The 11,297-nt window shown below is 70.2% G+C and carries 9 protein-coding genes and 1 pseudogene; 4 read left to right on the forward strand and 6 right to left on the reverse strand.

Features of this window, described 5'->3' with window-relative positions; all coding sequences use genetic code 11:
- Positions 1-15: 15 nt before the first annotated feature.
- Together SSP29_RS09165 and SSP29_RS09170 are read left to right on the forward strand one after the other, a co-directional pair.
- A pseudogene (locus tag SSP29_RS09165) lies at positions 16-270 on the forward strand (IS110 family transposase); the annotation flags it as partial.
- A gap of 341 nt (positions 271-611) precedes the next feature.
- Complete coding sequence (locus SSP29_RS09170; RefSeq protein ID WP_145968868.1) at positions 612-1,091, forward strand: hypothetical protein; 480 nt, start codon at positions 612-614, stop codon at positions 1,089-1,091.
- A 522-nt stretch (positions 1,092-1,613) separates the two neighbouring features.
- On the opposite strand, the gene SSP29_RS09175 is transcribed toward SSP29_RS09170, so the two are convergent.
- Positions 1,614-2,240 carry a YbhB/YbcL family Raf kinase inhibitor-like protein gene (locus tag SSP29_RS09175; RefSeq protein ID WP_089100053.1) on the reverse strand — a complete coding sequence of 209 codons (627 nt, stop codon included), beginning with the start codon at positions 2,238-2,240 and terminating at the stop codon, positions 1,614-1,616.
- A gap of 142 nt (positions 2,241-2,382) precedes the next feature.
- Between SSP29_RS09175 and SSP29_RS09180 the strand changes: the two genes are divergently transcribed.
- Entirely contained in the window at positions 2,383-3,240 is an 858-nt protein-coding gene (locus SSP29_RS09180) for a helix-turn-helix transcriptional regulator (RefSeq protein ID WP_089100054.1), read from the forward strand.
- Here SSP29_RS09180 and SSP29_RS09185 read toward each other — a convergent pair.
- The 4 genes from SSP29_RS09185 to SSP29_RS09200 all read right to left on the reverse strand — a co-directional run bounded on the left by SSP29_RS09185 (position 3,203) and on the right by SSP29_RS09200 (position 9,435).
- Complete coding sequence (locus SSP29_RS09185) at positions 3,203-4,591, reverse strand: HupE/UreJ family protein (RefSeq protein WP_089100055.1); 1,389 nt, start codon at positions 4,589-4,591, stop codon at positions 3,203-3,205. The two genes, SSP29_RS09180 and SSP29_RS09185, sit on opposite strands and share 38 nt — an antisense overlap.
- Positions 4,588-5,871: a DUF3500 domain-containing protein gene (locus tag SSP29_RS09190; protein WP_245883053.1), complete on the reverse strand. Its 1,284-nt coding sequence runs from the start codon at positions 5,869-5,871 to the stop codon at positions 4,588-4,590. The genes SSP29_RS09185 and SSP29_RS09190 overlap by 4 nt, the downstream gene beginning before the upstream one ends.
- A 290-nt stretch (positions 5,872-6,161) precedes the next feature.
- Positions 6,162-7,988 carry a bifunctional metallophosphatase/5'-nucleotidase gene (locus SSP29_RS09195; RefSeq protein ID WP_089100057.1) on the reverse strand — a complete coding sequence of 609 codons (1,827 nt, stop codon included), beginning with the start codon at positions 7,986-7,988 and terminating at the stop codon, positions 6,162-6,164.
- A gap of 163 nt (positions 7,989-8,151) precedes the next feature.
- The gene (locus SSP29_RS09200; RefSeq protein ID WP_089100058.1) at positions 8,152-9,435 is read right to left on the reverse strand and encodes an adenylosuccinate synthase; all 1,284 of its coding nucleotides are present in this window, start codon (positions 9,433-9,435) and stop codon (positions 8,152-8,154) included.
- A gap of 197 nt (positions 9,436-9,632) precedes the next feature.
- On the opposite strand from SSP29_RS09200, the gene SSP29_RS09205 reads away from it, so the two are divergent.
- Positions 9,633-10,475: a diacylglycerol kinase family protein gene (locus SSP29_RS09205; RefSeq protein WP_089100059.1), complete on the forward strand. Its 843-nt coding sequence runs from the start codon at positions 9,633-9,635 to the stop codon at positions 10,473-10,475.
- Here the strand turns inward: SSP29_RS09205 and eutC are convergent.
- The gene (gene eutC / locus SSP29_RS09210) at positions 10,453-11,283 is read right to left on the reverse strand and encodes an ethanolamine ammonia-lyase subunit EutC (RefSeq protein ID WP_089100718.1); all 831 of its coding nucleotides are present in this window, start codon (positions 11,281-11,283) and stop codon (positions 10,453-10,455) included. The two genes, SSP29_RS09205 and eutC, sit on opposite strands and share 23 nt — an antisense overlap.
- Between the last annotated feature and the right edge of the window lie 14 nt (positions 11,284-11,297).

Below are 11,297 nucleotides of genomic sequence, written 5' to 3' on the forward strand. Positions count from 1 at the left end.
CGCACCCAGCTCGCGAACCTTCACCGGCCGGTCGCTTAGCACTGTCGGCTCCAACGAGTGTTCTACACCTCCGCGCTGGTCAGCGTCCGCTGCGACCCGAACTCGCGGAAGTTCTACGACCACAAGCGGGCCGAGGGGAAGAAACACGTCCAGGCCGTGCTCGCGCTCGCCCGACGGCGTGTCAACGTCATGTGGGCTTTGATCCGGGACCGGAGGCATTACCAGGTCACCTCGCCATTGATGGCAGGTAGTGGCACCGGCTCGGTGTGACGCAGCCCCGCGTGGACGGGAAACTGCTCGGGCGGGCGCCTTACTGGCCGCTGTGGGCTTGAGTGCTCTCGCCCCGATGGGACTGACGAGCGAACTGTGAAGGCCAGAGTGCGGGGACCGGGCAGCGGCGCCTTGAACTCCGCAGCCGCAGTTGATCAGGATGTGGCTCTTCTCTTCGTTGCCGAAGGCCGGGTGGCCACCCGGCGCACTGGGCCATGGCCGAAGAGCATCGGCACCATCCGCCGGGGTGGTTTGCCCAGAGCTCCCACCGATCGCCCGGATGACCTCGCCTATCTTCGAAGCGTAGTCATGCGGCTACGTTGAGTGAAAGGGGATCAGGGATGCGTCCGACGTCCATGGGCCGGCTGGCGGCCGTCGCCTCGATGGGCCTGCTGCTGGCCGGAGTGGTGAGTGCCGGATCGGCTCAGGCACAGTCGACTGCACAGGCGCGGTACCCCGGTGGGCTCGTCACCTACTCGATCGAGTTCTCCAACCCTCAGGAGAAGGACAACAACAACCTGCCCGAACCCTACGGGCGGGTCTTCGTGAAGGATGACGGCCTGCGGCAGACGACCCTGTGGGAGCACCCGGACCTGGACATCAACACCCCCACCGTGTCGCGCTATCCCGAGGCCGGCGTCACGCACAGGTTCGCCGACCATCTGATCAGCGAGGTGTGCGCCGACGTCGGTGAGGACGACACCGGCTACAACGCCGACGACATCCTCGCCCAGGGCTGCGAGCCCTTCCACGGCCCCGGTGCGTACACCATCCCCGGTCCGGACGGAGAGGTGACCATCACCGTCTACCGCATCGGCTGAACACCTCAGTTCACGGATGCCCTGCCCTCCTGCCGGGGGTGGGGCATCCACGCTGTGGCAGGCGCACCATGACGGAATCCGCAGATCACCGAAGGGACCGATCAACAGGCCCTTCGGCGATGGTCGTTGACATCACCATGGGGAAGCGAGACGGGCGAGACCGGCAAGGCGGGAACACGCCTGCCACGCACCGCCCGCCATCCGCCGCCTGACCCACCGACCGCTCGCCGCTTGACCGGCCCGGCGTGCCCCCTCAGCCCGCCCGCGTCCGTCGACCGGCGGTGCGGGTGCGGTCGACGGCTGACGTGAACGCCGGTCGGGCCCCCGCGTTTCCGGGCCGCTCGCTCGCTTCTACCCCGTGGTGGAGCGGGTCGTGTCAAGGGTGGGTCGCAGGCCCATCGGCGTAGCCGACGCGGAGCGCCCTTTACTCGGCCCGCGGAAGCACGACACTGCCGAGAAGCGGGCGGCCCCAACGGTCACTTGGTGGCGTGCGTGAGGCCCCGGGGCAGTACCACGGACGACCTACCTGCGCGCCGTCGCCGTGATCGTCGCCGTGCCGAGCACGTGGGTCGACATGGTGAAGCGGGTGACGGCGGCGGGGGTCGCGGCGGGCAGTTGGAGGCTGGCCGTGTCCAGGGCGTAGACCGTGATCCGGTAGTGGTGGGTGATGTCACCGGCCGGCGGGCAGGGGCCCAGGTAACCGGTCTGGCCGGCGTCGTTGGTGCCGGCGACCGCGCCGGCCGGCAGGGCGGAGCCCAGCTCGGTGTCCGTGGCGGGGATGTCCCAGGTCTGCCAGTGCCAGAAGCCGGAGCCGGTGGGGGCGTCGGGGTCGAACATGGTGACCGCGTAGCTGCGGGTGTCCTTGGGGGCGCCGTGCCAGGACAGCCGTATCTGCTTGTTGTCGCCGGAGCAGCCGAAGGCGGCGCCCGCGTAGGAGTCGGCCGGGATGGTGCCGCCGTTGCGGATGTCCGGGCTGGTGACCTTGAAGCGGGCGGCGGTGTCGGGGACGCCCTTGCGGACCTGGGTGTAGCCGTACCCTCCGTCGTCGGCCCGGCCGGTGTGGGTGTCGGCGTTGGCCGTGGTCACGCCGGTGGTGACGGCGGCGGCGACCGCGGTCAGCGCGGCGGCGGCTCGGATCGACGTTCTCATGGTGCCCTCCTGGGTGGGTGCCTGCGGTGGCACCACGATCAAGGAGGCGGGACACCGGCAGGAAGGCTCTGGGATTGCTGGCATTCGGGATACCAGGCTCCGGGGTCGACAGCGCACGGCCGGGGTCGGGATCATGGCGGGCATGGCGAGTCAGCGGTCACCCCAGCGTGCGGAACTGGGTGAGTTCCTGCGTGCCATGCGGGCGCGGCTGCGGCCCGGGGACGTCGGGCTGCCGGATGTGGGGCGGCGCCGTACGCCGGGGCTGCGGCGGCAGGAGGTGGCGCAGCTCGCCGCCGTCAGCATCGACTGGTACATCCGGCTGGAGCAGGGCCGGGTCGGCACGCCGGGCGCGGCCGTGCTGGACGCGGTGGCCCAGGCACTGCGGCTGTCGCCCTCCGAGCGGCACCATCTGCATCTCATCGCACGGGACGAGACCCCGGTGGCCCGGCATCTGTCCGTCCCGGTCGGCGACTCGCTGCGCGTGCTGCTGGCGGGGATGCCGCTGATCCCGGCCTATGTCGTGGACTTCCGTTTCGATGTGCTGGCCCACAACGCGGCGGCGACGGCTCTGTTCGGCGCGGCCTTCGGCACCGCCGGGGAACTCGGCGGCAACACCGCACGGGTGCTGTTCCTGGAGCCGGGCATGCGCGAGGTCCAGATGGACTGGGCGCGGGTGGCCCGTGAGACGGTCGGCAACCTGCGGGCGAACCTCGCGCGCCACCCGGACGACCCGCGGCTGCATGAGGTGATCGCCGAACTGCGGGACCGGAGCGCGGAGTTCACCGCATGGTGGGACGACCACACGGTGAAGCAGCGCGCCCACGGCCGCAAACGCATCCGGCACCCGGTCGTCGGTGAACTGGCCCTCTGCTACGACACGCTGGCCACCCTCGACGACTCGGACCAGTGCCTGATCGCCGTCACCCCGGCGGATCCGGCGGCCGAGGACGGCCTGCGCAGACTCATGACCGGTCCGGGGCTGCACGCCATCGGGGCCTGAGGCCGCCGCCCTGCGGTGCGCTGCGCACGCGGGCGGTCAGGGACCATGCCGTGCTGGTGACGGCGGCCAGCGTGAGAATGACCAGCAGCAGTGTGGTGTGGGAGCCGGCGCTGTCGGCGGCGCGGGCGACGGGGTTGGGCAGGCCGAGGCGGTCGACCAGCCAGCCGAGGGCCGCCACGCCGGTGAGCGCCGCGCCGGTCAGGCGGATTACGGGCTGGACGCGCAGCCGGGCCAGGACCAGGAGCGAGGGCAGGGCGAGGCAGACCAGCAGCAGCTGGACCAGTTCGATGCCCAGGTTGAAGCCGAGCAGGCTGGTGACCAACTGGCCGGTGGAGAGGTGCATTTCGGCCAGGACGAAGGAGAACGCCATGCCGTGGCCCAGGCCGAAGACGCCTGCCACGACCGCCTCCCGGCCGGGGAAGAGGGGGCGGATCGCGTGGATCGCGCCGACCAGGATGCTCGCGGCGATGAACGCCTCCACCGGCCAGGAGGGGATCTGGAGGCGGCCGAGGGCGGTGGCGGCCAGGGCGACCGAGTGGCCGGCGGTGAAGGCGAGGGTGATGCCGCCGATGCGGGCCAGCGCCTTGCGGGGGCCGACCAGGCCGGTCCAGCGGCCGCCGGTCGCGGCGAGCGGGGCCGGCAGGAGCAGGATCAGGAGAAAGAGGAGGTGGTCCGTGCCGGTGAGGATGTGGTTGCCGCCCAGTTCGACCATGGCGACGAGGCCGCGCCAGGCGCTGCCGGGGCCGAGGTCGACCTTCAGGGCCGGGACCTTCATGTGCCGGATGTCGAGCTCGATCGTGCCGACCTGGGTGGTGCCCTTGCCGTCGACCTGGCCGTTCGCCCAGTCCTGGCGGACGGTCACGAGGGTGACGTGCGTGACGACCTGGTGGACGATCACGTCGTAGTGGAAGGTGAAGTGGCGTACGTCGGCGCCGGCGGGCGGGGTGAGGACCGCGGCGACGGTCAGTTCGCGGTAGGGGCCGGTGGACGTCTGCCGGGTGGCGCTGAGGTGCATCGCGCCGATGCCGACCTGCCACGCCCTGCCGCCGGTGGTGGCCGGGTGGATGTGCGCGGCGAGGTAGGCGCGGACCGCCTTCCTCTGCGCGGCCGGGACGGTCTTGCCGGTGATGTCCTCCAGGTCGATGCCGCTGGCCCGGGAGAAGTCGGAGACCGGCAGCTCCAGCCGGGCGGAGACCGAGGACCTGTACACGTCCAGCTGCACCACCGAGTGCGGCATCGGATGCGCGGCGGCCGGCGACGCCCCGAGCAGGAGCGCCGCCGGCACCACGATCGCGATCCCGGCCACCAGGCGTGTCAGGACGGTGGTCAGCCAGTTTCGCGGTCCGGTCATGAGAAGGAGAACTCGTTCCCGTAGTCGCGGGTGTGGTCGCGGTACACGGTGTGGTAGTGGACCTGGTTCTGGAACACGATGCCGTTCTGGACCACGAACTCGACCCACACGCCGGGTCCGTCGATGCGTACGTAGTCGCCCTGGGTGTCCAGGCCGGTGCCGCCGGAGTAGGCGACGTAGGTCTGGTCGAGCTCCTTCGCGTACGTCTTCATCAGCTGCGCGGCGGTGGCGTCGTCCACGTCCGCGATCCAGGGGTGGATCGCCGCCAGGACCAGCTTCTTCTGCTTCGGCGACAGCTCGCTGACCTTGATGCCCTCCTTGGTCTCCGGGAAGTCGCCGTCCTTGCCGGGACCGAGCAGCACGTCGCTGAACGACTCCGACAGCTTGGCCTCGGCCAGCTGCGCGGTGCTCAGGCTGCCGGTCAGCTTCAGCAGGCCGTTGCGGAACTTCGCCAGCGGCGCGTACGTGGTGCCGTCGTCCGCGGTCCAGCTGGTCGGTTCGACGCCGGTGAAGTAGGGGCTGGCGCCGGAGACCTTGCCGTCCTTGTACGTGATGTTCACGGCGAGGTGGTGGCCGCCGAAGTGCAGCTGCCAGGTGCCGGTCTTGGACGGGGTGCCGAGCAACGCCAGGTAGTAGTAGCCGCTGCCGTACGAGAACCCGCCTCCGCCGCCGGCACCGCCGGAGGGCGGGGCGCCGGTCGGGACGTCGGTGGGCGCCGCGGAGGCGGAGTCGGTGGCCGTGGCGGAGGCCGAGTCGGTCGGCGTGGCCGAGTCGGTCGCCGTCGGCGCGTCCGTCGGTGCGGCGGAGGCGGAGCTGGTGCTCTCGGCCGAGGCGAGCACGTCGTCGGCCTTGAGGGTCTGCAGGACGTGCGCGTAGCCGGTGTCCTTGCCGGTGCCCAGGGCCGTCTTCAGCAGAGCCTTGGCGGCGGCGAGCTGGTCGTCCGACAGGGTGCTGAGCTGGATGCCGGGGCGGCAGGTCCCGCCGCAGGGGAGGTTCGACCAGGCGGTCGCGTTCGCCTGGGAGAAGTCCAGCAGGGTCGAGGCCTGCTGGTCGGAGGTCAGGGTGTTCAGGAAGGCGTTGGCGGCGCTGACGACGGCCGCGGTGCCCTTGGCCTGCTTGTCGACCGGCCGCTGGACGCCCGCGGCGGATTTATCGCTGCCGGCCGTGGCCGCATTTGCCACGGCGAATCCACCGCCGACAAGCACCAGGGCCGTGGCGGCTCCGACCACGACCCTTCGAGTCCGCCGGGAGCGGACCAGACGGGTTCTCTCTTTGCTCACAAAGTACTCCTTCGACATGCCGAACTAGCCACACGGAAACACCCGTTGGCCTGGTCGGAAGGTGAGAGGAACGCACCGCGGACGCTACCAACAACATTGTTGACACTCAATGCGAAAACCCGACCGCCCAGCATTTTCGGATTACATTCGGAGCAAGATTTTCAGGATTCACAGAAACAATGAAATCCACAAATGAAATCGACAGGTCTCTCTTGTTCGGGAAAAAGAAAAAGTGGTGGCCCCACCCGAGGGGTGGGGCCACCACGCGATGAACCGGTGAAGCGCTGGGACTAGAAGACGGGCGTGCCGCCCTGCGTCAGCTTCCAGTTGGTGGCCGCGAAGGCCGCCGGGTCGATGGTGCCCTTGGCCGTGGCGTAGGCGATCATCAGGTCCCGGACCTGGTTGGTGGAGCTGTAGGCGGTCTCCGCGGCGGCGATGTGCGGGTAGCCGGAGCCGCCGTTGGCGCGGTAGTTGTTGACGGCGACGACGAAGACCTGGTCGTCGGCGACCGCCGCACCGTTGTAGGTGAGGTTCTTGATGCGCGAGCCCTCGGCCGCCGCGATGTCGATCTCGTACGAGACGCCGGACGCCGTGTCGTACATGTAGTCCCAGAAGCTGTTGGCGTTGGTGAGGGTGGCGGTGTTCACCGCCGTGCCGGACGGGACCTGGTGGTAGTACTTCGCCGCGTACTCCAGGTAGTCCTTGAGCTGGGCGCCGGTGAGCTTCTTGCCGTACAGCGTGTTCTCGTAGATGTAGAGGCCGGCGATGTCGCGGATCGTCACGTTGCCGGCCGGGATGTCGGCGGTACGGCTGAAGCACGCGGCCACCGAGATCAGCGGGAGCGCCGCGTCCGCCGCGGACAGGCCGGCCTTCACCGCCTCCGTCTGGACCTCGTGGATGAAGTCGATGGCGGGCACGTCCTTCCAGCAGGCCTCCGCCGTCGACATGTTCTGCGTGGAGGTGCCGATCGCCGTGTTGACGTACTTGACGACCAGGTTGTGGTCGGCGGTGAGGAGTTCGGTGATCCGCGGGTCCTCCGCGACCGTGTTGCTGTTCAGGGTGGTGGCGGTCTTCTTGGTGATCTTCCAGGAGCCGCGCACGTGCTCCAGCTCGAAGTCGAAGACGGAGAGGCGGTAGCCGTAGCAGTACGGCTCGGAGAGCAGGACCTCCTCGCCCGTCTCCGCGTTCTTCACCGTGTACGTCGGGACGTCGACGTGGGTGTGGCCGACGAGGATCGCGTCGATGCCGGGGACCTGCTCGGCGACCAGGTTCGACGCGTTCTCCACGTAGGGGAGTTCGTCGCCCCACGAGGTCGAGCCGTCCAAGCCCGAGTGGTCGGTGAGGAAGACGACGTCACAGCCGAGGGCGCGCAGCCGCGGCACGTACTTCTTCGCCTGCTCGACCAGGCCCGTGAAGGCCATCTTCCCGGAGACGTTGTCCTTGTCCCACAGGGCGATGCCCGGGTTGGTGAGGCCGAGGATGCCGACCTTGATGTCCGGGCCGTGCGGGACCTTGATGTGCTTGACGGTGTAGGGCCGGAAGGCCGGCTTCAGCGTCTTGGCGTCCAGGGCGTTGGCACCCAGCAGCGGGAAGTCGCACTGCTTCTCGAAGGTGCGGATGACCTCTATGCCGTAGTTGAACTCGTGGTTGCCGAGGGCGGCCGCGTCGTACCGCATCTCGTTCATGGCGACCGCCATGGGGTGCTTGGGGCCGCGCTTGCCGTCCTTGCCGGTGATCGGGTCGACGTTCGCGTAGTAGTACGCCAGCGAGGTGCCCTGGATGATGTCGCCCGCGTCGACCAGCAGGACCCGGTCCGCGCCCTTCTCCTTGCGGAGGTTCTTCACCAGGGTGGCGATGCGCGCGATGCCGTACGTGTTGCCCCTGGAGTCCACCGGGGCCGCGTTGGTGTAGTAGTCCCAGTTGAAGACGTGGCTGTGCAGGTCGGTGGTGCCCAGGATGGAGAACGACCAGGTCTTGGGCGCCTTCGGCGGCTTGGGGTGGCCGAGCTCGGCGGCCTGGGCGCTGCCGGTACCGACGGTTCCCGCGACGGCCACGGCGGCGCCGGTGACGGCCGACTTCTGCACGAACTCACGGCGGTTCATGGGATTGACGGGCATTCAGGACTCCTGGAAAGGCGCAGAGGGCGGGTGTGGCATGCGGGCCGCGGCGGGCTACCCGCGTAGATGCTGACCCTCGCCCGTTACCGGCGTAACCACGGACGACCCAAGGGCCGGTCAAGGATTCCCAAGACCGGCCCAAATGAGTCCTGCAACCGCCGCTCTAGAGGAACGAGTTGATCTCGATCGTCTCGTCGCGGCCCGGGCCCACGCCGATCGCGGAGATCGGGGCGCCGGACATCTCCTCCAGCGCCTTGACGTAGTTCTGCGCGTTCTTCGGCAGGTCCGCGAAGGACTTGGCCTTGGTGATGTCCTCGGACCAGCCGGGCAGGTTCTCGTAGACCGGCTTCGCGTGGTGGAAGTCGGTCTGGGAGTACGGGAGTTCCTCGACGCGCCTGCCGTCGATCTCGTACGCCACGCAGACCGGGATCTGCTCCCAGCCGGTCAGCACGTCGAGCTTGGTGAGGAAGAAGTCGGTCAGGCCGTTCACGCGGGTCGCGTAGCGGGCGATGACCGCGTCGAACCAGCCGCAGCGGCGGTCGCGTCCGGTCGTCACACCCCGCTCGCCGCCGATCCGGCGCAGCGCCTGGCCGTCCTCGTCGAAGAGCTCGGTCGGGAACGGGCCGGCGCCGACCCGGGTCGTGTACGCCTTGAGGATGCCGATGACCCGGCTGATCTTCGTCGGGCCGACACCGGAGCCGGTGCAGGCGCCGCCCGCGGTCGGGTTCGAGGACGTGACGAACGGATACGTGCCGTGGTCGATGTCGAGGAGCGTGCCCTGGCCGCCCTCGAAGAGGACCACCTTGTCCTCCTCCAGGGCCTGGTTGAGGACCAGGACCGTGTCGGCGACGTACGGAGCGAGCTTCTCCGCGTAGCCGAGCAGTTCCTCGACGACCTGCTCGATCGCGATCGCGCGCCGGTTGTAGAGCTTGGTCAGCATCTGGTTCTTGACGTCGAGGGCCGCCTCGACCTTCTGGGTCAGGATCGACTCGTCGTAGAGATCCTGGACCCGGATGCCGACCCGGTTGATCTTGTCGGCGTAGGTCGGGCCGATGCCGCGCCCCGTCGTACCGATCTTCCGCTTTCCGAGGAAGCGTTCCGTCACCTTGTCGACGGTCACGTGATACGGCGTGATGATGTGCGCGTTACCGCTGATGAGGAGCTTGGACGTGTCGACGCCACGCTCGTTCAGACCGCTCAGCTCGGAGAGCAGGACCGACGGGTCGACGACGACACCGTTGCCGATGACCGGGACACACGTGGGCGAGAGGATTCCGGAAGGGAGGAGGTGCAGCGCATACTTCTGGTCGCCGACGACGACCGTGTGGCCGGCGTTGTTGCCGCCCTGGTAGCGCACCACATAGTCGACGGATCCACCTAGCAGGTCCGTCGCCTTTCCCTTGCCTTCGTCACCCCACTGAGCACCGAGCAGCACAAGTGCGGGCACGCGCGTACACCCCTTCCGGGCGGGGCATGTCCAAGGTCAGGGGCGTACGCGTAAGGTTCGTCGCCGCGTACCACCGCGACCGTCGTCGGCCGCACAACCGTCGGACCGGATGCCCCGGAATAGACGAAGCCCCTGGCGCAATAGCGCAAGGGGCTCTTGCACAGTGATGCTACCTGAGGAAGCGAGGCACGACCGAGGTGGCGACATTCGCGACGTCCGATCAGCTGCTGGTGATCATCGATCCGGCGGCACGGGAAACGGACGGTGAATCCGTCCGGATCGCGAAAGACGTGCTCAGCGCGGGTGCGGCCGCGAAGGTGTGCATGCCGGACGGGCCCGAGGAATTCGCCCGCGTGCTGGCCCGCCGGGGCTCGCGGCGGCCGGTGGTCGTCGGCGACGACGGCGCCCTGGTCCGTGCGGTGACCCTGCTGCACCGGCGCCGGGAGCTGGCCGGATGCGTGCTGTCCATGGTCCCGGTCGGGGGCCCGCTGGGCGTCGCGCACGCGCTGGGGGTGCCCATGGGTGCGGTGGCGGCGGCGCGGGCGGTCCTGGACGGGGTGGAACGCCGGATGGATCTCCTCGTCGACGACAGCGACGGGGTGGTGCTGGGCGCGCTGCGGATACCGCCGCTGACGGCCGTGGCGGCGGCTCCGGAGCCGGTGGCGGCACGCGGGTGGCTGCGGCCGTACCAGCACCTCGTACGGTCCCTGTCGACCACCCGCCCGCTCCCGGCCGTGCCCCGCCCCGGGGCCGCGCGGCTGCGGGTGGAGGTCGACGGGGAGACGGTGGTGGACCTGGACCAGCCGGTGGAGGGCATCTCGGTGACCCCGGGCGGCCCCGACGGTCTCGCCGAGGTGGAGGTACGCCCGCTGTCCGTGGGCGCGGAGGCGACCCCGCTCCGGGCCACCGGGCGCACGGTGACGGTGACGGGCACGGACTTCCGCTACCGGGCCGACGCGGGGGTGGCGGGCCCGGTACGACGCCGGACGTGGCGGGTGGTGGAGGGGGCCTGGGGGCTTACGGTGCCGGGGGCGCCGTAGCGGGTGCCTCCAAGGCTCCCCGAGCAGTCACGTCCGCGTCCGTCTCGTCCTTCAGGGCCACCCCGGTCCGCCCCAGCTCCCGGCCCCTGCTCAGCAGCGCGGCCAGCTTCCCCGCCGCCGCCTCGTACGTCAGGCCCAGGGGCGGGCGGATGTTGCTCAGGCAGTTGCGGTCGGCGTCCGTCGTGACGCCCGGCACCGGCCGGTAGGTCAGGTAGGCGCCCAGCGAGTCCGCCGCCGACATGCCGGGCCGTTCGCCGATCAGGACGACCACCATGGCCGTGCCCATCGCGTGGGCGATGTCGTCGCCGAGGGCCACCCGGGCCTGTTCGGCCAGCACCACCGGTGCGACGCTCCACCCCGTGAGCCGCGCCGCGGTCGCCCGGACCACCGCCGCCGCGTGCTCGTGCACCGCCCGGCTGGACAGCCCGTCGGCGACCACGAAGACGACGTCCCAGTCACCGCCGGCCGGCAGGTGCGCCCGGTCCACGGGGTCGAGCCGGCGGCCCAGGTCGGGGCGCTGGAGATAGGTCAGCCGGTCGCCGGCCGCGCTGCGGACCCGTACCGTCGGCAGGCCCCGCAGCCCCGCCGCCACCGTGTCCGGGTCGAACGGCGAGTGCACGGCGTCCCGGGCGGCCGCGTGGGCGGCCTGGAGGCCCAGGCGGTGCCGGGTGGGGAGGGCGGAGCCGGAGCGGCCGAGACCGATCCGCGCCTGGGTGTGGCGGCGCAGCAGCGGCCACAGCTCGTCGGGTCCGGCGACCGCCGGATCGGTCACGGCGGCTGCCGCGGTCACGCCTGCCACCCCGGCCATGGCGGCCACGTCGG

The sequence above is a fragment of the Streptomyces hyaluromycini genome, from assembly GCF_002217755.1.
GTDB classification, from domain to species: Bacteria; Actinomycetota; Actinomycetes; order Streptomycetales; family Streptomycetaceae; genus Streptomyces; species Streptomyces hyaluromycini.

Coding starts and splice junctions, on each gene's coding strand:
- SSP29_RS09195 (WP_089100057.1), bottom strand. CDS start 7,988: ATGCCCGTCAATCCCATGAACCGCCGTGAGTTCGTGCAGAAGTCGGCC.
- eutC (WP_089100718.1), bottom strand. CDS start 11,283: ATGGCCGGGGTGGCAGGCGTGACCGCGGCAGCCGCCGTGACCGATCCG.
- SSP29_RS09170 (WP_145968868.1), top strand. CDS start 612: ATGCGTCCGACGTCCATGGGCCGGCTGGCGGCCGTCGCCTCGATGGGC.
- SSP29_RS09185 (WP_089100055.1), bottom strand. CDS start 4,591: ATGACCGGACCGCGAAACTGGCTGACCACCGTCCTGACACGCCTGGTG.
- SSP29_RS09175 (WP_089100053.1), bottom strand. CDS start 2,240: ATGAGAACGTCGATCCGAGCCGCCGCCGCGCTGACCGCGGTCGCCGCC.
- SSP29_RS09180 (WP_089100054.1), top strand. CDS start 2,383: ATGGCGAGTCAGCGGTCACCCCAGCGTGCGGAACTGGGTGAGTTCCTG.